The organism is Pseudomonas putida (genome assembly GCF_028682455.1).
Lineage (GTDB): Bacteria > Pseudomonadota > Gammaproteobacteria > Pseudomonadales > Pseudomonadaceae > Aquipseudomonas > Aquipseudomonas putida_AA.
Genome location: NZ_JANHLD010000001.1, coordinates 2,129,246 through 2,152,414, shown reverse-complemented (window position 1 = coordinate 2,152,414; position 23,169 = coordinate 2,129,246). Strand labels below are relative to the sequence as shown.

The 23,169-nt window shown below is 62.7% G+C and carries 22 protein-coding genes; 12 read left to right on the top strand and 10 right to left on the bottom strand.

The genetic code is table 11. From position 1 onward, the window contains the following. Nucleotides 1-54 precede the first annotated feature (54 nt). Entirely contained in the window at nt 55-729 is a 675-nt protein-coding gene (locus tag NPS58_RS10365) for a COG3650 family protein (protein ID WP_274115255.1), read from the top strand. Nucleotides 730-835: 106 nt separating this feature from the next. Further along, nucleotides 836-2,449 (top strand): NAD(P)/FAD-dependent oxidoreductase, encoded by a 1,614-nt coding sequence (locus NPS58_RS10360; RefSeq protein WP_274115254.1) that lies wholly within the window; start codon nt 836-838, stop codon nt 2,447-2,449. A 60-nt stretch (nt 2,450-2,509) separates the two neighbouring features. Here the strand turns inward: NPS58_RS10360 and NPS58_RS10355 are convergent, their stop codons facing one another. Continuing rightward, nucleotides 2,510-3,604, bottom strand: coding sequence for a PLP-dependent cysteine synthase family protein (locus NPS58_RS10355; protein WP_274115253.1), 1,095 nt, complete (start codon nt 3,602-3,604; stop codon nt 2,510-2,512). A 221-nt stretch (nt 3,605-3,825) separates the two neighbouring features. Here NPS58_RS10355 and nhaA point away from each other — a divergent pair, with 221 nt between their 5' ends. Next, the gene (nhaA, locus tag NPS58_RS10350) at nt 3,826-5,004 is read left to right on the top strand and encodes a Na+/H+ antiporter NhaA (RefSeq protein WP_274115252.1); all 1,179 of its coding nucleotides are present in this window, start codon (nt 3,826-3,828) and stop codon (nt 5,002-5,004) included. A 69-nt stretch (nt 5,005-5,073) separates the two neighbouring features. Here the strand turns inward: nhaA and NPS58_RS10345 are convergent, their stop codons facing one another. Then, the gene (locus NPS58_RS10345; protein ID WP_274115251.1) at nt 5,074-5,538 is read right to left on the bottom strand and encodes a glycine zipper 2TM domain-containing protein; all 465 of its coding nucleotides are present in this window, start codon (nt 5,536-5,538) and stop codon (nt 5,074-5,076) included. Between the two features lie 147 nt (nt 5,539-5,685). Between NPS58_RS10345 and NPS58_RS10340 the strand changes: the two genes are divergently transcribed. Continuing rightward, a complete protein-coding gene (locus NPS58_RS10340) occupies nt 5,686-5,919 on the top strand; it encodes a hypothetical protein (RefSeq protein ID WP_274115250.1) in 234 nt (77 codons plus the stop codon). On the opposite strand, the gene pdxH is transcribed toward NPS58_RS10340, so the two are convergent. From pdxH to dinG, 5 genes are all read right to left on the bottom strand, one after another. Continuing rightward, nucleotides 5,916-6,563 carry a pyridoxamine 5'-phosphate oxidase gene (pdxH, locus tag NPS58_RS10335; RefSeq protein ID WP_274115249.1) on the bottom strand — a complete coding sequence of 216 codons (648 nt, stop codon included), beginning with the start codon at nt 6,561-6,563 and terminating at the stop codon, nt 5,916-5,918. The genes NPS58_RS10340 and pdxH overlap by 4 nt on opposite strands. Before the next feature lie 18 nt (nt 6,564-6,581). After that, the gene (locus NPS58_RS10330) at nt 6,582-7,553 is read right to left on the bottom strand and encodes an OmpA family protein (protein WP_274115248.1); all 972 of its coding nucleotides are present in this window, start codon (nt 7,551-7,553) and stop codon (nt 6,582-6,584) included. Nucleotides 7,554-7,652: 99 nt separating this feature from the next. Then, nucleotides 7,653-8,798, bottom strand: coding sequence for a serine hydrolase domain-containing protein (locus NPS58_RS10325; protein WP_274115397.1), 1,146 nt, complete (start codon nt 8,796-8,798; stop codon nt 7,653-7,655). Between the two features lie 149 nt (nt 8,799-8,947). Further along, nucleotides 8,948-11,203 (bottom strand): beta-agarase, encoded by a 2,256-nt coding sequence (locus tag NPS58_RS10320; protein ID WP_274115247.1) that lies wholly within the window; start codon nt 11,201-11,203, stop codon nt 8,948-8,950. An 82-nt stretch (nt 11,204-11,285) separates the two neighbouring features. After that, nucleotides 11,286-13,430, bottom strand: a complete 2,145-nt coding sequence (gene dinG / locus NPS58_RS10315) for an ATP-dependent DNA helicase DinG (RefSeq protein ID WP_274115246.1) — start codon at nt 13,428-13,430, stop codon at nt 11,286-11,288. 97 nt (nt 13,431-13,527) lie between these two features. Between dinG and NPS58_RS10310 the strand changes: the two genes are divergently transcribed. Beyond that, entirely contained in the window at nt 13,528-13,992 is a 465-nt protein-coding gene (locus NPS58_RS10310) for a CopD family protein (RefSeq protein WP_274115245.1), read from the top strand. 15 nt (nt 13,993-14,007) lie between these two features. On the opposite strand, the gene NPS58_RS10305 is transcribed toward NPS58_RS10310, so the two are convergent. The 3 genes from NPS58_RS10305 to NPS58_RS10295 form a co-directional block, all read right to left on the bottom strand. After that, complete coding sequence (locus tag NPS58_RS10305; RefSeq protein ID WP_274115244.1) at nt 14,008-14,271, bottom strand: DUF1145 domain-containing protein; 264 nt, start codon at nt 14,269-14,271, stop codon at nt 14,008-14,010. 15 nt (nt 14,272-14,286) lie between these two features. Beyond that, nucleotides 14,287-15,003 carry an OmpA family protein gene (locus NPS58_RS10300; protein ID WP_274115243.1) on the bottom strand — a complete coding sequence of 239 codons (717 nt, stop codon included), beginning with the start codon at nt 15,001-15,003 and terminating at the stop codon, nt 14,287-14,289. Between the two features lie 90 nt (nt 15,004-15,093). Further along, on the bottom strand, nt 15,094-15,783 hold the full coding sequence (locus NPS58_RS10295) for an OmpA family protein (RefSeq protein WP_274115242.1): 690 nt from the start codon (nt 15,781-15,783) through the stop codon (nt 15,094-15,096). Nucleotides 15,784-15,940: 157 nt separating this feature from the next. Here NPS58_RS10295 and NPS58_RS10290 point away from each other — a divergent pair, with 157 nt between their 5' ends. The 7 genes from NPS58_RS10290 (at nt 15,941) to NPS58_RS10260 (ending at nt 23,139) form a co-directional block, all read left to right on the top strand. Then, nucleotides 15,941-16,435, top strand: coding sequence for a DUF6231 family protein (locus NPS58_RS10290; RefSeq protein ID WP_274115241.1), 495 nt, complete (start codon nt 15,941-15,943; stop codon nt 16,433-16,435). 4 nt (nt 16,436-16,439) lie between these two features. Beyond that, nucleotides 16,440-16,916 (top strand): YchJ family protein, encoded by a 477-nt coding sequence (locus tag NPS58_RS10285; protein WP_274115240.1) that lies wholly within the window; start codon nt 16,440-16,442, stop codon nt 16,914-16,916. Nucleotides 16,917-16,945: 29 nt separating this feature from the next. Continuing rightward, complete coding sequence (locus tag NPS58_RS10280; RefSeq protein ID WP_274115396.1) at nt 16,946-17,395, top strand: LEA type 2 family protein; 450 nt, start codon at nt 16,946-16,948, stop codon at nt 17,393-17,395. 6 nt (nt 17,396-17,401) lie between these two features. Then, nucleotides 17,402-17,602, top strand: coding sequence for an SEC-C metal-binding domain-containing protein (locus NPS58_RS10275; protein WP_038607838.1), 201 nt, complete (start codon nt 17,402-17,404; stop codon nt 17,600-17,602). Nucleotides 17,603-17,695: 93 nt separating this feature from the next. Beyond that, nucleotides 17,696-18,340, top strand: a complete 645-nt coding sequence (locus NPS58_RS10270) for a glutathione binding-like protein (RefSeq protein WP_274115239.1) — start codon at nt 17,696-17,698, stop codon at nt 18,338-18,340. A 116-nt stretch (nt 18,341-18,456) separates the two neighbouring features. Beyond that, nucleotides 18,457-20,898: a penicillin acylase family protein gene (locus NPS58_RS10265; protein WP_274115238.1), complete on the top strand. Its 2,442-nt coding sequence runs from the start codon at nt 18,457-18,459 to the stop codon at nt 20,896-20,898. Nucleotides 20,899-21,084: 186 nt separating this feature from the next. After that, a complete protein-coding gene (locus tag NPS58_RS10260) occupies nt 21,085-23,139 on the top strand; it encodes a c-type cytochrome (RefSeq protein WP_274115237.1) in 2,055 nt (684 codons plus the stop codon). The last annotated feature ends 30 nt before the right edge of the window (nt 23,140-23,169 follow it).

Below are 23,169 nucleotides of genomic sequence, written 5' to 3'. Positions count from 1 at the left end.
TCGAGCCTGCGTAACGTGGCGGCACCTTTTGGTAGAGACTCTGGAGTTTGCTCGATGCGTGCCGCCCCTTCGCTGTTGCTTGTCGCCTTGTTGCCACTGTTTGCCGGCTGCCAGATGCTGGCCGACAAACCGCAGGTCGCCTCTAGCGTCGGCATGACCCGGATGCAAGGCGAATTGAGCGCACAAGGTGGCCAGTTGCTGTTCAAGCCGTGCACGGAAGATCGCCATTTTGCCGTGTTCGATGCCGGCAACACCGGCATCCTGCAGGAAGCGGCGGACCTAGCCGACGAGCCGGGCACGCTGTTCGCCGATATCAACGGCACGCTGTCTACCAGCCAGAAAGCCGGCAACGATGGCCAGTTGAACGTACAGCGCCTGTATCGGGTCGAGCACTCCAGCAGTGCCTGCAGCGATCCCAACTTCAAGCGCCTGACCCTGCGTGCCAGCGGCCACGAACCGGACTGGAACCTCAAGGCCAGTGGCAAGGGCATGGTCCTGGACCGTCCTGGCCAACCGTCCCTGGCCGTACCGTATCTGGAAGAGCAACTGCCCGATGGCCGCTTCAGCCTCAGCACCGAAGCCAATGGCCAGCGCGTGGAGCTCTGGGTCGCCCCGCAACGCTGTGTCGATATCGCCACCGGTGGTGTCCAGCACCTGATGGCCGAGTTGCGCGTCGACGGCCAGACGATGCGTGGATGCGCCTATTACGGCGGCGCGCGCAGCGACTGATCATCGGTGCACGCGTTTATCCTGCCTGCAACGGCTGGGAACAGCTTATACTTGGCGGTTTGTGTAAAGCCGCCGGCCGTTCATGGCCGGGATACTGGACCCTGCCATGTTACGAATCACCGAACTGAAGCTGCCGCTGGATCATCCTGATGAAGCACTGCGCGAGGCCATCGTGCAACGCCTGGGGATCAGCGACGAGCAGCTGCTGGACTTCACCCTGTTCAAGCGCAGCTACGACGCCCGCAAGAAGAACAGCGAACTGCTGTTCATCTACACCATCGACCTGAACGTCAGCAACGAAGCCGAACTGCTGCAAAAGTTCGCCGACGACCACAACGTCAATGTCGCGCCGGATGTCAGCTACAAGGTGGTCGGGCAAGCGCCTGCCGACCTGCCGGAGCGCCCGATCGTGGTCGGCTTCGGACCCTGCGGGATCTTCGCCGGCCTGCTGCTGGCGCAGATGGGCTTCAAGCCAATCATCCTCGAACGGGGCAAGGAAGTACGCCAGCGCACCAAGGACACCTGGGGCCTGTGGCGCAAGAGCGTGCTCAACCCCGAGTCGAACGTACAGTTCGGCGAAGGCGGCGCCGGCACCTTCTCCGACGGCAAGCTCTACAGCCAGATCAAAGACCCGCAGCACCACGGTCGCAAGGTCCTCCACGAGTTCGTCAAGGCCGGCGCACCGGACGAGATTCTCTACGTCAGCAAGCCGCACATCGGCACCTTCCGCCTGACCGGCATGGTCGAGAACATGCGCCATGAAATTCACGCGCTGGGCGGCGAAGTGCGCTTTGAACAGAAAGTCACCGACCTGCTGATGGACGATGGCCAGCTCAATGGCGTAGTGCTGGAAAGCGGCGAACAGCTGCATTCGCGCCATGTGGTCCTGGCCCTGGGCCATAGCGCCCGGGATACTTTCCGCATGCTCCACGCCCGCGGCGTTTTCATGGAAGCCAAGCCGTTTTCCATCGGCTTCCGTATCGAGCACCCGCAATCGCTGATCGACCAGGCGCGCCTGGGCAAGTATGCCGGGCATCCGAAACTGGGCGCGGCAGACTACAAACTGGTTCACCACGCCAAGAACGGACGCTCCGTCTACAGCTTCTGCATGTGCCCGGGCGGCACCGTCGTGGCAGCCACCAGCGAGCCAGGCCGGGTGGTCACCAACGGCATGAGCCAGTACTCACGCAACGAGCGCAATGCCAACTCGGGTATCGTCGTCGGCATCACCCCCGAGCAGGACTTCCCAGGCGGCCCGCTAGCCGGTATCGAGCTGCAGGAAAAGCTCGAAGCCCATGCCTATGTGCTCGGTGGCAGCAATTACCACGCACCGGCCCAACTGGTCGGCGACTTTGTCGCCGGCAAGCCGTCAACGGCCCTGGGTAGTGTCGAGCCGTCGTACAAGCCTGGCATCAACCTGGGCGACCTGGCCCCGAGCCTGCCGGACTTTGCCATCGAGGCCATACGTGAAGCCTTGCCTGCCTTCGATCGGCAGATCAAGGGTTACAACCTGCACGACGCCGTACTGACAGGGATCGAAACCCGCACCTCGTCACCGCTGCGTATCACCCGTGATGCGAGCATGCAGAGCCTGAACCTCAAGGGTCTGTTCCCGGCCGGCGAAGGTGCGGGTTACGCGGGCGGGATCCTGTCGGCAGGTGTGGACGGGATTCGTATCGCCGAGGCCGTGGCGCGCAGCATGTTGGGCCTGGAGAAGTAACGCTCAGTCGCGGGGCAAGCCGCTCCCACAGTGTGGGAGCGGCTTGCCCCGCGATGGTTTTCAGATCCCCTCACGCAAGATGGTCGCAGGCAAAGGCTTGCCCCCCTCGACACACGCCGTCACCGCCTCGATCACCCCCTCCAACTGATACCCCTGCGACTTCAGCCAGCCCTGGTCGTAGTAGCTGGTCGCATAACGGTCGCCGCCATCACAGAGTATCGCCACGATCGAGCCGGCCTCGCCTGCCGCGTGCATTTGCTGCGCCGCGATCAATGCACCGATCAGGTTGGTGCCGCTTGAGCCACCGACCCGCCGCCCGAGGCGCCCGGCCAGGTAGTGCATGGCAGCCAGCGACAAGGCATCGGGCACCTTGACCATCGCGTCGATGACATCGGGCAGGAACGATGCCTCGACCCGTGGCCGGCCAATGCCTTCGATCCGTGAGCCACAATCGAGTTGCAAGGAACGATCACCGCTCTTGTAGCTGTCGAAAAACACCGAACGCTCGGCATCGGCACACAATACCCGCGTGGGGTACTGGCGATAACGCACATAGCGCCCCAGGGTTGCCGTGGTGCCACCCGTGCCGGGGCTTGAAATCAACCAGCTCGGCTCGGGATGGCGCTCGAAACGCATCTGGCTGAAGATCGACTCGGCAATATTGTTGTTGGCCCGCCAGTCGGTGGCCCGCTCGGCGTAGGTGAACTGATCCATGAAATGCCCGCCACTTTCCCGCGCCAGGCGCTCGGACTCGGCATAGATTTGCGTCGGATCCTTGACCAGGTGACTCTGGCCGCCATAGAAGGCGATCTGGGCGATCTTTTCCTGCGAGGTGCTGGCTGGCACCACTGCAATGAAGGGCAATCCGAGCAATCGCGCAAAGTAGGCTTCGGAAATCGCCGTCGAACCACTGGAAGCTTCGATCACGGGCGCACCGGGGCGCAACCAGCCGTTGCACAAGGCGTAGAGAAACAACGAGCGCGCCAGGCGATGCTTGAGGCTACCGGTGGGGTGACTGGACTCGTCCTTGAAATACAGCTCGACGCCCGGAAACCCCGGCATTGGCAGCGGGATCAGGTGGGTATCGGCACTGCGCTGGAAATCAGCCTCGATGATACGGATGGCTTCGCGTGCCCACAGGCGGTGATCAGTCATGGTCCAGTCCCGTAAAAAGATCGAAATGCAGGGGTTCATGGTAGGAATCCCCAGCGAAAGCTAACAGATACAGCCACAGTAAATATTCCGATACAACTGCTAGGCTGCATGAGGCAAGATGGCCATCATTTATAACAAAAACGAATATAGTTTTTGTTTTAAAGAATATCTTCTCACGGTAGGGTGTCGCCCTATTGGAACCCTCAGGATGGAGATCACCCTTGCTGCGTAGCACTTTCACACGTTTCTTTCAGTTGGAAGCAGCCAGCGGTCTATTACTGATTGCTGCAGCTGCCCTGGCCCTGATCATCAACAACTCGCCGTTATCGTACCTGTACAACGGCCTGCTGGATGTCCCCGTGGTCGCCCAGATCGGCGCACTGAAAATCGCCAAGCCGCTGCTGCTGTGGATCAATGACGGCTTGATGGCCCTGTTTTTCCTGCTGATCGGCCTTGAAGTCAAACGCGAGGTGGTCGAAGGCCACCTGTCCAAGCCGTCGCAGATCATCCTGCCCGGTGCTGCAGCCATTGGCGGCATGGTAGTTCCTGCGCTGATCTACTGGTTCCTGAACAAGGATGACCCAAGCGCGAGCGCGGGCTGGGCCATTCCCATGGCCACCGACATCGCCTTCGCCCTGGGCGTACTTGCCCTGCTGGGCAAGCGTGTGCCGGTGTCGCTGAAACTGTTCCTGATGACCCTGGCGATCATCGATGACCTGGGTGCGATCATTGTCATCGCCCTGTTCTACTCGGGCGAATTGTCGAGCTTGTCGCTGATGCTGGCAGCAGCCTGCTTGGTGGCCCTGATCGCCATGAATCGGCTGGGCGTGGTCAAGCTGGGGCCTTATATGGTGATCGGCCTGATCCTCTGGGTCTGCGTGCTCAAGAGTGGTGTGCACGCCACCCTCGCCGGCGTCACCCTGGCCCTGTGCATTCCATTGCGCACCCGCAATGCCGAGCCCTCCCCACTGCTGACGCTGGAGCATGCACTGCACCCGTGGGTCGCCTACGGCATCCTGCCATTGTTTGCCTTCTCCAACGCAGGTGTATCGCTGGCCGGGGTCACGCTTGAGAGCTTCACCCACCACGTGCCCATGGGCATCGCCGTGGGCTTGCTGCTGGGCAAGACCCTCGGGGTATTCGGCCTGACCTGGATGTCGGTCAAGCTGGGTATTGCCGCCCTACCCGCCAACGCCAACTGGGGCCAGGTGCTGGGTGTGGCGATCTTGTGTGGTATCGGCTTCACCATGAGCCTGTTCGTGGGCTCCCTGGCGTTCGTGCCCGGCAGCAGCGAGTATGCCGGCATGGACCGCATGGGTATCCTGACCGGCTCCATTCTCGCCGCGCTGATCGGCTACACCATGACCGCGCTGGCCAGTCGCAAAGCCGTCACCGCCTGACCGATAAGCAGGCAATAAAAAACCCCGACCGGCACTGCCGAGTCGGGGTTTTTCATGGCTGATCGGGTATCAGTGCGAAACCCGGCTGGTACCATCGACGGTCATGATGCGCACACGCTCACCCACACGGAAAATTTCGTTTTCCTGCACCGCCTGCACATAGGCGCGCATGCTGCCGTCGTCTTCACGTACGGTGATTTCCACGCCTTGGGTGCGGGTCAGGCCTTCTTCAGCGGCAGAGCCGGCCAGGCCACCCGCCACGGCACCGATGACCGCCGCAACGATGCTGCCGCGCCCGCCACCGATGGCGCTACCGGCCACGCCGCCAACAACGGCGCCGGCGCCGCCGCCGATCGGGGTCTTGGTACCTTCGATTTTGACCGGTCGCAGCGACTCGATGGTGCCCATCCGTACCGTTTGAACGCGGCGGGCCTCGTCACGCGAATAGCTATCGCCGGTCAGGCTCGACGCACAACCAGTGAGCAGAATCGACATCGTTGTGAAGCTGGCCAACAGCAGAACAGATTTACGCATAGGATGATCTCCATAATTCAGGTGTTCATTAGACTCCGCCCATTGACGACTGTCACGACCGATGCGGGGTAAAATTGCTTCTATTCAGCTTCCATACAGCCTGTGTCATCGATGCGGTCTGTAGAAACGTCTAGCGCAAGGATAGTCATGGATTACTTCATCGTCGTCGTCACGACTGTGGCAGGGTTGTATTTTCACTGGTGGTTGTATGTGCGCATCCGGCGCTGGATGGACCGCGACCTGGCGCTGTCGATGGCCGGCAAGGACGAGCGCAAGAAAGCCTACATGCTTGAGTGCTTGGACAAAGCGCGCGCGCAAAAGGTCAAGCGCGCACAGTTGGCGACCTGGCTGGAGCGCGAGGCCGCCAGCTATACCGATTAGGGCGCCAGGCGCTCGCGCAACCAGGTGCCCTCTTGCAGGCGGTAATTGAGGCGGTCATGCAGGCGGCTGGCACGCCCCTGCCAGAACTCGATGCGTTCGGGCAGCAAGCGATAGCCGCCCCAGTGTTCAGGGCAATGCGGCTGCGTGTCGCTGAACCGCTGCTCGGTGGCCTTGACCAACCCCTCGAGCTCCGCGCGATCAGCTATCACCCGGCTCTGTGGTGATGCCCAGGCCCCCAGGCGACTGCCCAACGGGCGCACCTGGTAATACTCGTCCGATTCCTGGGCACTGACCTTGACCACCTTGCCTTCGATTCGCACCTGCCGCTCGAGGGCCGGCCAGAAGAAAGTCATGGCCGCATAGGGATTGGCCAGCAGCTGCTGGCCCTTGGCGCTCTCGTAGTTGGTGAAAAAGGTGAAGCCTTTGTCATCCAGGCCTTTGAGCAACAGGATCCGGCAGTGCGGGCGACCGTCAGCATCCACCGTCGCCACCGTCATGGCATTGGCCTCTACCGGCGGCTGCTCGGTTTTCACCGCGTCGTCGAACCAGTGGCGAAACAACGCGAAGGGTTCGTCCGGGGCCTGGGCTTCTGCCAGGCCATCACGGGTGTAGTCGCGGCGCATATCGGCCAGGGTCTGGGTCATTGCTGCGTTCCTTGACGATCAGTTGGTCTTCGCAGGGCTGGTGTTGGCGGCCACTTTTTTCGCTGCCGGCGCAGGCTTTTTGGCTGCGGGCTTGGCGGCAGTGGCTTTCTTCTTGGCTGCAGTGCTCTTGGCCGGAGCAGCTTTCTTGGCGGTGCTGGCAGCTTTGGCCGGTGCCTTGGCGGCAGGCTTCACAGCCGCCTTGACCGGTGCCTTGGCATCTTGCACGGCAACCATCGCGGCCGGGCTCGGGGTTGGCTGCTTGTACTTGGCGAGCAAGGCGATCATGGTGTTTTGCGGGGTCAGTACCATCTCTACTCGGCGGTTCAAGGCGCGACCTTCAACACTGTCGTTGGCCGCACGAGGCATTTCCGAGCCCATGCCCCGCAGGTTCAGACGATCACGTTCCAGGCCGCTGAGGCGGAAGATCGCGGCGATCGACTGCGCACGTTCCTGGCTGAGCTTCTGGTTGAGGGCGGCAGCACCGCTGGTGTCGGCATGACCCAATACCAGAACGGCAGTCTGCTTGTCGGTTTCGATGGCCTTGGCCACCCGGGTAATCGGTCCCAGCGAAACAGGCAGGAGCATGGCTGGACGGTCAGGGTTGTAGGAGGAATCCACCGGCACGGTGACCACCAGCACGTCTTCACGACGCTCTACCTCGAACTTGCTGTCCTTGATGGCTTCACGCAGGCGCGGCTCATAGTTGTCCAGCCAGGCCTGAGTAGCTTTGTGGTCGATCTTCGGAATGGCAGCGGCTTTGGCCTTGTCGCTGTCACCGAATGGCCACCACCAGCGGCTGCTGCTTTCCGACTTGGCATCGGCCTTGGCCACCTTTTCGACTACGACTTCCTTCACTTCCTTGTCGGCGACCTTGTCCGAGCCGAAGGGCCACCAGTTGAGCCCGCCATCTGCCGCGCCATTCTGAGAGTGCTGCGCGCAACCGGTCATGGCCAAGCACAGGGCGAGAGCTAAGGTTTTATGTGAAGACATCAGCGATACACCATGAAAATGAAAGAAATTCTGCTCAAAAGTGCTGAGCATTGGAATCCAGAATAGACAAAGGGTTCAGGTAACACCGGGGTTAACCGATCAAAGGCAACTGCCCAGTACCCGTACCAGCTTCTGTGCCCGCGGGTCCATCAGCACATAAGGGCCCAGGGTATTGGTCACAAAACCGAACGCCACATCGTGTTCAGGGTCGGCAAACCCGACCGATCCACCCGCGCCCGGATGCCCAAAGGCCTTGCTGCCCAGGCCGAAGGTGGCATTGGCCACCGTCGGTTGATCGAGCATGCAGCCCAGGCCGAAACGGGTACGGGTCAGCAGTGTCTTGTCCTCGCCCAGGCTGTGTTCGCGGGTCAGCTCGTCGAGCAGCTCGGATTCCAGCAGGCTGCCATCGAGCAACCCTGCGTAGAACCCGGCCAGGCTGCGGGCATTGCCATGACCATTGGCCGCTGGCTGTTGCATCCGCCGCCACTGCGGCTTGTTGGTGCTGGTGAGCATCCCTGGCGGGTTGGTAAAGGCTCGGGTCGACAACGCCTCGGGCTCGCGCAGGGTAACCTGCAACAGACGCTGGGCTGCTTCGTCACCCATGTTGCCCTTGCCCCGGGCGATATGCGCCACGCGGTGGAACTGGTCGTCGGCCAGGCCAATGTGGAAATCCAGGCCCAACGGGCGTGCGGTGCGAGCCACAATGGATTCACCCGGCTCGCGCCCATCGGCGCGGCGAATCAACTCGCCGATCAGCCAGCCATAGGTGATTGCCGCATAACCATGGGCAGTCCCCGGGGTCCACCAGGGGGTCTCGGCGGCCAGGGTGTCGACCATGGTCTGCCACTCATAGAAGGACTCGGCGCTGAGCAACTGACGAATGGCCGGCAATCCGGCTTGGTGGCAAAGCAGCTGCCGCAAAGTGATGGCCTGCTTGCCGGCCTGGGCGAACTCAGGCCAGTAACGCGCGACCGGTGCATCCAGCGACAGCTTGCCCTCGCCTACCAGTTGCAGGGCGGTGACCGCCGCAAAGGCCTTGGTGCAGGAAAACAGATTGGCAATGGTGTCGCTGTGCCAGGCCTCGGCACCGTCCTTGTCGGCGGTGCCCGACCATAGATCAACGACCGTTTCGCCACCGACCTGGATGCACAGCGCCGCACCCCGCTCCTGGGGATCGTCGAACAAGGCCGCGAAGGCTTCGCGCACCGCTTCGAACTTAAGCTCGTAATGACCCTGAATCTGCACCCAGCCGCTCCCGAATACACCAAAACCCAAAATGGCGTGCATTGTTTCAGCCTGTGGCGGATTTGGGAACAGACAGTGGTCAGGCAGTTGCCCGGCCCGGTAGCGGTTCGGCCCGACGTACTCACATACGTCGGGCCGACAGGCAGGTGTTACGGGGCTTCAGCCGCCTTTTCGGGCGCCAGGGGCTTGCCGATCTGCTCCTGCGCCTGCAGGTTGCTTTTACGCACGCTCTCGACAAAGCCCTGGAACGGCACATCGGTAATGCCCACCAGGCCGAAGTGCCCGTTCTCTCCGTCCAGCAAGCGGCCGCTGGCCGGTTGGTCCAGGTACTGGAACCAGTGCACCCCTACAATCGTTGGCTCGGCCAGCGCAGCCTTGACGAACGCGGCATAGGCAGGCCCGCGCGCCTCTTCCTTGGCCACTTCCATCGGCCCTGGCCAGAACGGGCCGCGATCCCGCGAGCCGAACTGGAACTCGGAGACCAGCACCGGCTTGTCCAGCGCATTGAGCTGGCTGAACTCGTAGCCGTCCTGAGGCTTGGGCGTATAGAAGTTGAAGCTCAATACATCGCAGAATTCGGCACAGGCGGCCACCGCCTCCGGCGTGCTGACGGCGTAGCGGCCGCCCAGCAGCAAGTGATTGGGCGCATGCCACTTCAATGAGTCGGAAATGGTCTTGAAGTAGGTTTCGGCAAATACCTTCTGGAAGTATTTGAAATCGGCCTCGATCTCCGGATACTCCGGGCTCGGCAAGGGCGGCTCGAAGCCCGGGTCTTCCATCAGTTCCCAGGCCGGCAGGTCGATACCCCAGGCCTTGGATAGCCCCTCCTGGTTCCGATATTTGTCGCGCAACTGCTTGAGGAAGGCACGCTTGGCCGGCACATCGGTGGTCAGGCGCAGCGTGCCGTAGGCCAGGGCATACAGCGCCTTGGGGTCATCGCCCGGCGCGGCCCAGGCCAGTTCGTTGTCGGCAAAATAGCCGATCAGCCACGGGTCGTCGCGGTGGTCACGCGCGGCGATGGCGACCGCACGTTCGGTGGCCATGGCAAAACGCGGGTCGAACGGGTCGGGCATACGGCCCCACCAGTCCATGCCCGTGCTGATGCTGGTGTAGTCACCAACGATCGACAGCGGCAAGGTGTAGGCCACGCGATCCGCCTGCCCCAGCCCCGTATCGCTCCAGTTGCCCAGGGTGTTGAACCCCCAGGCCTGCAGGCGATCGAGGGTATGCCCCTGCCAGCGCTGTTTGTCCAGCACCGGCGCCGGGCACTCCTGCGCGGGCGCGGTGTCGGTTGCAGCGATCGGGGTGCAAGCCTTGCCATGGGTGCGTTCCAGGTTGGCGGCATAGAAGTCGAACCAGCGCCCCTGGTTGAAACCGCGCCCGCTGGACGATCCGTTGCCATCGTTGTTGTTGCCTTCGCCATAGAACTGCGCCAGGGGCTCGCCCGCCTGCGGCAGCGCGGTGAACATCGACTCGCGTCCGGCCACGTAGGTCTGCCCGCCGTCGGGTGCGACGGCATTGACGCCCAGCGAATAGAACGGATGGCCTTCAGGGGTCACCAGGTACCAGCGCCCTTCGTGCTTTTCGGTGCGGAAGAAACCCTTGCCCTCGAAACGCACGCCTGTGGTCACGCCACCGTATTTGTCGTGTGGCAACTGACTGCGCTCGGCCAACCAGCCCTTGAGTTGCTGCTGCTCGCGTGCCGCCGCGGACTTGAGTTGGTCGTCGCTGACGATCTTTTCCGGCCAGCGCGCCCGGGTGGATTGGCCGTAACCATCGATCAAGCCTGTATAGACAGCCTTTTGCAGTTGATCGTCGTCCTGGGTACCCACGCGCTCGATCATCAGGCTCTGGGCGACATCGGGCTTGTTCATCGACAAGGTCACCGACACCACTTGCTTGAGATCCAGCTCACCGGCACTACTAGACAGCAACCAACGCTGGCCCTCATGCACCCATGGCATTGGCGGCCCGGCACGCATGCCCTGGCTCAGTGGCGAGGTTGCCTTGAGCGGCACCAGCACCGTCTGCGCCGGGCCTGCCGGCAGATCGATGGTGCTGGTGAGGGTCTTGCCGTCGCTGCTCAGCACCGTGACATCCACCGTCAGCGGCCAGTCCATGCCGCTTTGCAGGCGCAACGTCAGGGCGGTAGCGCTAGACCAGTCCCACACCCCCGATTGCGGGCTCAATTTCAAGCTCGGGCGCTGAACCGGGTTGAACACCACGCGGCGCAATACCTCACCCTCGGCCGTCTGCTCTGCGTTGTACTGCGGCAAACTGGCATCTTCGGTCACCACGTTGACCACAGCGGCCGGGCGCACGAAGCTGAACAGCGTCTGTTGCCCGGCCAGCAAAGGACTACTGAGCAACAGCGCGAAGACAGCAGGCAAGGTACGGCGAATCATAGGGCAGGTGCTCTCCTTGAGGGCCCTTGCGGGCCTTGAACTGAGACATAGACAACGCCCCGGAGCATTACTCTGCGGGGCGTCAGGAAATTTCTCGTCGGAACGGCGGCAACGCATTGAGAATAGCTTTGCCATAGCGCTGGGTGACGACGCGTCGATCCAGCAGGGTGATGGTGCCGCGATCCTCTTCGGTACGCAGCAGGCGACCGCAGGCCTGGATCAGCCGCAACGAGGCGTCCGGCACGGCGATCTCCATGAACGGGTTGCCACCGCGGGCTTCGATCCACTCGGCCAGGGCAGCCTCGACCGGATCATCGGGCACGGCGAATGGAATCTTGGCAATCACCACATGCTCGCAATAGGCGCCAGGCAGGTCGACACCCTCGGCAAAGCTGGCCAGGCCGAACAACACGCTGGAGTCACCGCCATCGACCCGCGCCTTGTGCTTGTTCAAGGTTTCCTGCTTGGACAGGTTGCCCTGGATGAACACCTGCTTGCGCCAGTCCCGGTCCAGCCCGTCGAACACATCCTGCATTTGCTTGCGCGAGGAGAACAGCACCAGCGAACCGCGCGATCCCTCGACCAGCTCCGGCAAGTCACGAATGATCGCGGCGGTATGTGCGGCGGCATCGCGGGGATCGGCGCGCAGGTCCGGCACCCGCAATACACCGGCATCGACGTGGTGGAACGGGCTGGGCACCACACTGGTCACGGCGTCTTTGGGCAGGCCGGCGCGCATGCGGAAGCGGTCGAACTTGCCCAGCGCGGTCAGGGTTGCCGAGGTCACCAACGCGCCATGGGCGACGTTCCAGAGGTTACGCCGCAACATCTCGGCCGCCAGGATCGGGCTGGCATTGACCTCGATATCGAACAGTGCCCCGCTCTCGGCCAAAGTCAGCCAGCGCGCCATGGGCGGGCTGTCTTCCGGATCTTCGGCGGTGAAGGCGGTCCACAGTTCCCAGTTGCCCTGGGCGCGCATCAGCAGGCTGCCGAACAGCGGATACCATTCTTCGGCCTGGTGGCTGGCGATACCAATGTTCACCTCCGCGTCCATCCCCTCCTTGAGCAGCTCGGTCAGGCGCGTGAACAGATCGGTCAGGCGTGAAAAGCCCTTCTTCAACTCGATGCCCATCTCGCGCATATGCTCGGGCACCACGCCGGCTTCGAAGCGATGACGCGGACGCTCGCGGCCTTCCATGTCTTCGCCGGGGCGAAAATCAGCGACCTGCTCGCACGCACTGAACATGAACTGCTGCTGGGCCTTGATCTCCCGGGCCAGTTCCGGCACCTGCTCGATCAGCTTGCCCAGATCGCCCGGCAAGGGGTGCTGGGCCAACAGCTTGGTCAAGTTCTTGGCGGTCTGCTCCAGCCAGTCGGCGGTGGAGCGCAGGCGGGTGTAGTGAGCGAAATGGCCGATGGCCTTGTCTGGCAGGTGATGACCTTCGTCGAACACATAGATGGTGTCGCGCGGGTCAGGCAACACTGCACCACCGCCCAGGGCCAGGTCGGCCAGGACCATATCGTGGTTGGTGACGATGACATCGACCTTGCCCATGCCTTCACGGGCCTTGTAGAACGTGCACTGGCCGAAGTTCGGGCAGTGGCGGCCGGTGCACTGGCTATGATCGGTGGTCAGTCGTGCCCAGTCCTGGTCTTCCAGGGCCTGGGGCCAGCTGTCGCGGTCGCCGTCCCAACGGTTGCCGGCGAGCTTCTCGATCATGCTGGTGAACAGTTTCTGGCTGGCCTCGTCGACTTCGATCCTGAAGCCTTCTTCCTCGAACAACTGAGCAGTGGCAGATTGCGCATGGCCCTCCTGCAGCAACAGGTCGAGCTTGGACAGGCACAAGTAGCGCCCACGCCCCTTGGCCAGGGCGAAACTGAAGTTCAGGCCGCTGTTGCGCATCAGGTCGGGCAGGTCCTTGAAGACGATCTGCTCCTGCAAGGCAACCGTCGCCGTGGCAATCACCAGGCGCTTGCCGGCCGCCTTGGCAGCCGGGATCGAGGCCAGGCTGTAGGCGACCGTCTTGCCGGTACCGGTGCCGGCCTCGACCGCCACGACGGCGGGATCACCGACACGGCGACCTTCGTCATCGCAGTCGATATCGCCAAGTACCTTGGCAACCTCGGCGATCATCAGCCGCTGGCCATAGCGTGGCTTGAGGCTCTTGGCTTCGAGAAAACGCGAATAGGCGCCCTGAATCGTGGTTTTGAGTTCGGTGCTGATCATGGTGTCGGGGCGCCCGGAGGGCTGGATAAATTTTCAGTGTTTCGATTGGGTCGCTATCATACCCCGCTATTGCCCCTTGCGCCGAATGGAGATCCCGATGGCCGCCTTTGCCCTTCCTTATAGCCTGCATGTCCTGGCCGCCCTGGTGTGGGTCGGCGGAATGTTCTTCGCCTGGCTGATCCTGCGGCCCGCGGCGGTTTCCGCCCTTGAAGGCCCCGCTCGCCTGCGCTTGTGGGTTGAAGTATTTCAGCGTTTTTTCGTGTGGGTCTGGGTGGCGATCGCGGTGCTGGTGATCAGCGGCGTGGGCATGCTGCACATGCGTTTCGCCGGCTTCGACGGGGCGCCACGCTATGTCCAGGTGATGATGGGCGGCGCGATCGCGATGATCGCGCTGTTCATTCGTATCCAATCATTGCTGCTGCCGGAACTGCGTAAAGCGGTCAAGGCAGAAGACTGGCCGACCGGTGCGACGGTACTTGGCAAAATCCGCCGGGTGGTGGGCTTCAACCTGCTGCTGGGGATCGCCGTGGTCGTGATCGCCACCGCCCGCCTGCCCATCTGATCGTGTAGGAGCGGGCTAGCGTGGGTGGGGAGGCGGGATCGAAAGTACATGAAAGATCCCCACCAGCAGGATCTGCAGCCGGTCGAACCATCGATGGCTGCGGTCCCGCAGGCGACCGTTGTAGGCCAGCACTTCGAGCAGGTGCAGCCCCAACAATCCAATCCCGACGGCGTTGATCAGTTTATTGAAGGGAAACTCCTGGGGAATCAGCAGATTCACCAGCACTACCCACCAGAACACCACCGTCAGCGCCTTGCCCAACCCCAGAAAAACCTTCATGCGTGCCCCCTGCTATCAATTCAGGTGCAGCTCCACCCGACGATTCTGCGCCCGTCCTTCCTCGGTATCGTTGTCTGCAATCGGCTCGCTCTCGCCGCGTCCCTGGCTGGTGACTTTCGCCGGAGACAACCCCTGGCTGATCAAATACTCGGCAACACTGCTGGCACGCCGCTCCGAAAGCGTCTGGTTGTAGGCATCGGCGCCCTGGCTGTCGGTATGGCCGATCACTTTGACGCTGACCACGTTGGCGGCATTGAGCTTGTTCGTCAGCGCCTGCAATTGCGTATGGGCGCTGCTGGTCAGCTCGGCGGAGTCGAAGGCGAACATCACCGAGCCCTGGTCATTGAGGGTAATCACTTCAGGTACAGGCGCAGGCTCGGCCTTTTCGGTGGCAGGGTACTGTGGCAGCGGGCAACCGGTATGGCTGACAGGCGTGTTGGCCGGGGTGTCCGGGCAGCGATCACGGCGATCGAATACGCCGTCTTCATCTTCGTCGCCGTCTTGTGCATAGCAGATCAGCCCACCGGCAATCGCGCCGGCAGCCCCGGCACCGGCCGCCCAGGCAGAACTTTCGATAGCTCCCAGTCCGCCGCCGACAAGTCCGCCGAGCAGGCTGCAGATTGGCCAGGTCCTTTGATTGAGTGGTGCGCTGCCATCACTGTGAGTGGCGCAACCGGAAAGCAGGCTTGCCGCCACCAGCACTGATACTGCAGCCTTGGAGAGAACACTCATGGGAATTGCTCCTGTGTCACCGGCCTCTGCCGGTCACACAGGAGTAAAGACCGACCTGCAGCACTTCTCAAGCCGCAGGCCGGTTGCGCGTCAGCGCTCGATGCGAATTTCCACACGCCGGTTCATCGCCCGGCCTTCGGCTGTCGCGTTGTCAGCTTCCGGACGGCTTTCACCGGCGCCCTGAACCGAAACGAAGCTGGCGCGCGGTACGCCGCTGCTCACCAGGTAGTCGGTAACCGATTGGGCACGACGTTCCGACAGTTTCTGGTTATAGGCATCACGGCCGACACTGTCGGTATGCCCGGTCACGCTCAGCCTGGCGCTTGCCGCTTCATTCTTGAGGCGAGTGGCAATGGTGTTCAGGCGCTCCTTGTCGGCTGCGGTCAGCTTGGCCGAGTCGAATTCGAAGTGCACATCACGAATCACGATCACTTCTTCCTTGACCACTACCACCTCTTCAACCACGGCTGGCTCCGGCGGGCATCCATTGGCATCGACCTGTACGCCACGCGGTGTGCCCGGGCACTTGTCGCGACTGTCCGGTACACCATCACCATCTTCATCACCATCGCCATGGGCCCAGCAGTAGCCTGCTGCCATACCCGCACCCAGCAAGGCCCCCCAGCCAGCCCAGCTCGAGCTTTCTATAGCGCCCAAGGCTGCACCGCCCACACCCCCGACAGCCGCACATTTCGGCCAGTCGGTTTTTTGCAAACCTGCACAACCAGTCAACACGCTGGTAAGCAGAACCAGAGGTAAAGCTGTGCGTACTATGCTCATTTGTTGCGTCTCCTGGGATTCGGTTCAAAACCGATGCTCATGGGAGTAAAGACCCGCCGAACCATCTCCGCCAGCAATAAGCCATGATGCCGCCATCAGTCACTATGCCTGGGGGCTCGGGACCGTTAGTCTTGACGCATCTGACCGAGGATTCCCGATGATTGACGGATTTTCCCAGCGCACGCCGCAACAAGCCCTGGCTGCGCTGCTAGAACGCCATGCGCCGCAACGCCTGCTGCTGGTGGGCTCGCGATTTCCCGCCCTGGAGGCATTCGCCCAGGCCCACCCGCAGGCCCAGATTGCCCAGGCGCCTCCTGGCCCGTTGCCGGCCGAGCTGGCGGCGCAACGCTTCGACCTGGCGCTGCTGGTCGATTGCCTGGAGCACTTGCCCAAGCGCAACGGCCTGCAATTGCTCGGCGGAATCCGCAACCTCAATGCCAGCCGGGTGGCCGTGCTGGCGGACCTCGAGGCCTGCCAATGGCACGACACCGACTTCTTCGCTCTGGCCCTGCAGGCCAACGAAAAATTTCAACGCGATGACCAGGTGCTGAGCCTGTTCACCTATGATCTACGTGAATACAAACAGGTGCCGGACTGGCTCAATGCCAAGTTCTGGGCCAACCCGCAAAATTTTGGCAAGTACTGGTGGTGAAACAATGAGTGTCTCGGTTTGTCCCTGTGGCAGCGGTAACCTGCTCGACGCCTGTTGCGGACATTTCCATGCCGGCCAGCCGGCGCCCGACGCGCAGGCCCTGATGCGTTCACGCTACAGCGCCTACGTGCTGGGGCTGATCGACTACCTGGTAGCAACCACCCTGCCCGCGCAGCAGGCAGGCCTCGATCGTGACGGCATCAAGGCCTGGAGTACCCAGAGCACCTGGCTGGGCCTGGAGGTGGAAGGCGCCGAAGTGTTCGGCGGCCAGCCGGAACATGCCTTTGTCACCTTCACCGCGCGCTGGCACGACAACGATGGCGAGCACAGTCACCGCGAGCGCTCCGCCTTCGTACAGAACAATGGCCGCTGGTACTTCATCGACCCTACCGTCGACCTCAAGGCCGGACGCAACGACCCCTGCCCCTGCGCCAGCGGGCAGAAGTTCAAGAAGTGCTGCGCCAGCTACCTGGGTAACTGACGTTGACGGCCCGCCTGTTGTTGCTCGGCATGCTGATACTACAACTGACGGGCTGTGCCAGTTGGCTGGGTGGGGATGACTACCGCGACCCCGAGGTTCATCTGGTCAAGGTCGAGGCGGTCAAGATGCGCCTGTTGCAGCAGGAGTTCATTCTTCATGTACGCGTCGACAACCCCAACGACGAGCGCCTGTTCATCCGCAGCCTGAGCTACACCGTGCGCTTGAACGAACTGCTGCTGGCCGAGGGCGAGTCCAGCTTGTGGCGCAGTGTGGGCGGACACGCGCGGCGTACCTTCAAGATTCCGGTGCGCACCAACCTCTGGGCGCAGGTCAAACCCTTGGCCAAACTGCTCAAGAATACCAATCAGCCGCTGCACTATCGTCTCGATGGCGAGCTCAACAGCGGATTAATCTTCACCCGCGACCTGCACTTGTCGCGCAGTGGTGAGATAATTCCCGGCGATCTTTTACCGGAGTAACCCGCAATGACCCAACAACCCCATGTTCATGGCCCCGACTGCAACCACGATCATGATCATCACGACCATGACCACGGCCATGTTCACGGCCCGCACTGCAACCACGGCCACCAGGAGCCGGTGCGCAACGCCCTGAAGGACGTCGGTCGCAACGACCCATGCCCGTGCGGCAGCAACAAGAAGTTCAAGAAGTGCCACGGGGCCTGATTACAGCCCTGTAACAGCGGTCGCCGCCTGTGGTATGCATAGGCGCGACCGCTGCGCGCTGGCGCAGCTGCCAGTCATTCGACGGAGCGTGCCATGATCGACCTGTATTACTGGACCACCCCCAACGGCCACAAGATCACCCTGTTTCTCGAAGAAACCGGCCTGTCCTATACGCTGCATCCGGTCAATATCGGCAAAGGTGAACAGTTCGCCGCCGACTTCCTGAAGATCGCCCCCAACAACCGCATCCCCGCCATCGTCGACCATCAACCACTCGACGGTCAGCCGCCGCTGTCATTGTTCGAGTCCGGGGCCATCCTCTTGTACCTGGCCGAGAAAACCGGCCGCTTCATTCCCCACGACCTGCGTGGCCGACAACAAACCCTGCAATGGCTGTTCTGGCAAATGGGCGGCCTGGGCCCGATGGCCGGCCAGAATCACCACTTCAATCGTTTCGCCCCGGAAAAAATCCCCTATGCGATCAAACGCTACGTGGACGAGACTGCGCGCCTGTACGGGGTGCTCGACAAGCGCCTGATGGACAGACCGTTCGTCGCCGGTAACGAGTACAGCATCGCCGACATGGCGATTTATCCCTGGATCGTTTCACACACCTGGCAAGGACAGAATCTGGACGACTTCCCGGCCCTCAAGGACTGGTTCGAGCGCATTCAGGCTCGTCCTGCCACCCAGCGAGCCTACGCCCTGGTCGAGCAGGTCAACCCACCCCAGCCCTGACAACGGCATGATCGACGCGAGGCTTTGAAAATAAAGGCCTCGCCCCCGCTTGCATGGCGTGGTCGGGCTCACTAACGTAGCGCCTTTTAGTCGCCACCCCCTGCAGGAGCCCATCCATGGCCGCGCCAGCCTTCCCCCCTTTTACTCCCCGGTTCGGCGTAGCCGCTGCGATGCTAGGCCTGCTTGCCCTGGGCGGCTGCCAGATGGGTGGTTATCGCGACAGCGTGCCGCCAAGCACCGGCGTGCAACCGCTCAAGGGCCTGGCGCAGAATGTCTCGGTACGCCGCAATGCCCAAGGCATGCCGCTGATTGAAAGCAGCAACTTCCACGATGCCTTGTTCGCCCTGGGCTACGTGCATGCCAGTGACCGCATCGGGCAAATGGTCGGCATGCGCCTGCTGGCCCAGGGGCGCCTGGCAGAAATGGCCGGTGCCGACGTGCTGGAGGTCGACCGCCTGATGCGCGCCGCCAACCTCAAGCAATCCGCCAACCAGCTCTACGCCGATGCCTCGCCGCGCCTCAAGCGCTTTTTTGAAGTCTATGCCCGCGGCGTCAATGCCTACCTGTTCCGCTACCGCGACCGCCTGCCAGCACCGTTGGCCCAAAGTGGCTACCGCCCCGAGTACTGGAAGCCGGAAGACTCGGCGCTGATTTTCTGCCTGTACAACTTCAGCCAATCGGTCAACCTGCAGGAAGAACTTGCCGCCTTGACCCTGGCGCAGAAGGTCGGCAGCGACAAACTGCCCTGGCTGCTGCCCAGCTACCCCGACGAGCCATTGCCGACAGCCGAGGCCGACAAGCTCAAAGGCTTGAGCCTCTCCAGTCAGTTGGGCGCCCTGGGCCCGCTGGCCGCGGCCAGCGAGCAGCTGGCGTCCCTGAACCTGTTGGGTACGGCTGGCTCCAGCAACTGGGCCATCGCCCCGCAACGCAGCCGCAGCGGCAAGAGCCTGCTGGCCAGCGACACCCTCGGAGCCTGGGCCCTGAGCCCGGTGCAGATCCGTGCGCCCAAGTACCAGGCCGCCGGCGTCACGCTCGCCGGCCTGCCGCTGGTGCTCTCGGGTTACAACGGCAAGCTGGCCTGGAGCACCAGTGCGGTCATGGCCGATAACCAGGACCTGTTCCTGGAACGCCTCAAGCGCGAAGGCAGCCGCCTGATGTACCAGGCCGACGGCAAGTGGTTGCCGGCGCTGGCGCGCAACGAAACATTCTTTATCAGGGGCCAGCGCCCCCAGCGAGAAACCCTGTACGACACCCGCCACGGCACCTTGCTCGGCAGCACGCAGAACAGCAGCCTCGGCCTGGCCCTGCAGGTGCCGCTGCTCAAGGGTGACATGAGCATGGATGCGTTCTTCAACCTGTCGCGGGCACAGAACGTCGAGCGCGCCTTCGACAACACCCGGGAGATTGGCGCCGCAGCGCTGAACTTCGTCTTTGCCGATGCCAGCAACATTGGCTGGCAGGTCAGCGGGCGCTTCCCCAACCGTCGCGAAGGCCAGGGCCTGCTGCCCTCGCCAGGCTGGGACAGCCGCTACGACTGGGATGGCTACGCCGACCCGATGCTGCACCCCTACGACCAGGACCCGGCCCAGGGCTGGCTCGGCAATGCCAATCAGCGCAGCGTGCCCAAAGGCTACGGCATGCAGTTGTCCAACAGCTGGTACTACCCCGAGCGCGCCGAACGCCTGGGCCAACTGGCGGGCAACGGCAAGCACGACAGCCGCAGCCTGATCACGATGCAAAACGACCGGACCTCGCTGTTCGCCGGCAAGCTCAAGGCAATGTTCGAAGCACCGGGCATGGCCCAACCGCTCAAGCAGGCCATCGAAGGCCTGCCCGCCGACCAGCGTGCCAAGGCACGGGAGGCCTATACCCGCCTGATGGCGTTCAATGGTCGACTGAGCACCACCTCGGCCGATGCGGCCTTGTATGAACTGTTCCTGCAGGAAAGCGCGAAGCTGACCTTCCTGGATGAACTGGGCCCGGAATCCTCGGCCACCTGGCAGGCCTTCGTCGGCAATGCACGCCTGTCCTATTCGGCGCAGGCCGATCACCTGCTGGGCCGGGAAGACAGCCCGTTCTGGGACGATGCGCGCACGGCGCAGAAAGAGGACAAACCGGCGATCCTCGCCCGCAGCCTGGCCGCCGCCGTCAGCGCCGGCGAAGCGCAACTGGGTCACGATCGTCGCGCCTGGCAATGGGGCAAGTTGCACCAGTACCGCTGGCCTGCACCGACCTTCCACGGCCTGGGCGATGAAGTCGAACGCGCGCCGCAGGCCACCGGCGGCGATCACAGCACCCTGAGCCTGGCTCCCTATGCCTGGGGCCGGGACTTCAATGCCCAGTTGCCGTCTTCCCTGCGCATGGTGGTCGACTTCGGTCAGGTCGAGCCACTGCAACTGCAGACCAGCAGCGGCCAGTCCGGCAACCCGGCCAGCGCGCATTTCGCCGATAGCCTCAATGCCTGGTTCCAGGGCCGCTACATGAGCCTGCCGCTGCAACCGCAGAACTTCGACCGCGCCTACGGCAGCAAACGCCTGACCCTGGTACCGGGCAAGTAACCCTTCTGTGCCCGCAGCCGGTGCAATGCCGGCTGCGCTGATCCATATCAACAGCCCCCGCCCGTAATTGCCTTAAAACGAAACTGGGGCGACGTTCGCCCCAGGCTTTGCCTGATGATCTCTAAAAACGATTGCACGCCTGCGCCCAAGGATCGCTCCTGGCCAGGTGAATAAAGGAATATTGCAATGGCTCGTGCCCTTTCACGTCTGGCGCTGTATGCCGCGACGTTGCTGTTGATCCCGACCCTTCACGCCAGCGACACACCACCAGCGACCGCCCCTCTCGAGCCGGCCGACAACAGCCTGCTCGAGCGCGGCAAGTATGTGGCGCAACTGGGTGACTGCATCGCCTGCCACACCGCGCCCAAGGGGCCGCTCATGGCCGGTGGCCTGCAGTTGAAGACGCCCATGGGCATCATCTACTCCAGCAACATTACTCCCGACCCGGACACCGGCATCGGCCGCTACAGTTTCGAGCAATTCGACACAGCCATGCGCGAGGGCGTGAGCGCGGACGGCACGCACCTGTATCCGGCCATGCCCTACCCGTCCTACGCAAAAATGAGTGAAGACGACATGCGCGCGCTGTACGCCTACCTGATGCAAGGCGTGCCGCCGATCAGCCGCTCCAACCAGCCCGCCAACATGAGCTGGCCGTTCAACATGCGCTGGGGCCTGGCGTTCTGGAACTGGGCCTTCCTCGACAACCAGCCGTTCGAGGCCGCCCCCAACCAGGATCCGGTAATCAACCGCGGAGCTTATCTGGTACAGGGCCTGGGGCACTGTGGTGCCTGCCACACACCGCGGGGCATTGCCTTCCAGGAAAAAGCCCTGAGCGACACCGGTAGCCGCGGCAAGCACTTTCTTGCCGGTGAAACCGTAGAGCACTGGCGCGCCCTGAGCTTGCGCAACCTGTGGACCGTGCCCGACACCGTGCAACTGCTCAAGACCGGCCAAAACCGCTTTGCCACCGTCTCGGGCAACATGGCCGAAGTCATCCACCACAGCACCCAGCACTTCAGCGATGCCGACCTGATCGCCATTGCCAGCTATCTCAAGTCATTGCCACCAGGAGAGGATGACCTGCCCATGCCGGCCGTATCGTTGACCCCGGCCCTGCCACCGGACGATCTGTTCAGCAGCCGTGGCGGGCTGGGCTACACCCAGTTCTGCAGCGACTGCCACCGCACCGATGGCGCGGGCGTAAAAGGCATGTTCCCACCGCTTGCCAGCAACCCCAGCGTGGCCTCGAACGACCCGACCTCCTTGCTGCACATCACTCTTACCGGCTGGAAAACCGCGCAAACCGCAACCCATTCACGGGTCTATACCATGCCCGGGTTCGCTCGCCTGTCGGATCAGGAAATCGCCGAGATCCTCACCTTCGTGCGTGGCCGCTGGGGTAACGAAAGCCCGGCAGTCACGGCCCAGCAGGTGAAGAAACTGCGCGGCCAGCTCAACCCGCAAACCACCGATTCCAGTGCGTTCCAGACCCCACGCCTGGCTGACCTGCTGGCCGCACCCAACGCCGAACAAGTCGTGCGCGGGATGCGCCTGCACCTGCAGACCAAGGCGCTACTGCCCGACAACGTCGGTAACGCGCTGAACTGCACCAGCTGTCACCTGAACGCCGGCACCGTGGCCGACGGATCGCCTTTTGTCGGCGTCTCGGCGTTCTTCCCTGGCTATGCGCCGCGCGCCGGCAAGGTAATTACTCTGGAAGAGCGTATCAACGGCTGTTTCCGCCGCTCCATGAACGGCACGCCAATCCCGCCGCAGTCGGCAGACATGCAGGCCATGGTGGCCTACTTCGAGTGGATGAAGAACAACACCCAGCCCGGCGACAAGGTGGCCGGACGGGGTGTCGGCAAGATTGACCCGGCCATCGAGCCTGACCTCGCCAATGGCCAGCAGGTGTACGTCAAGCAATGCGCGGTGTGTCACGGTAGCAACGGTGAAGGCCTGGCCCGCGACGATGGCAGCCTGGTTTTCCCGCCGCTGTGGGGCGAGCAGTCGTTCAACATCGGTGCAGGGATGGCGCGCACCTATACGGCGGCGGCCTTCGTTAAACGCAACATGCCCATCGGCTTTCACGAACGCTTCCCGCTTGGCCAGGGCGGCTTGAGTGACCAGGAGGCGGTGGATGTCGCGGCCTGGTTCTCACAACAACCTCGGCCTGACTTCCCCGACAAGGTCAAGGACTGGCCCAAGGGGGGCAAGCCGGTGGATGCCCGCTACTGACCGACAGGAGCGGGCTCGCCGCAGGTCTGG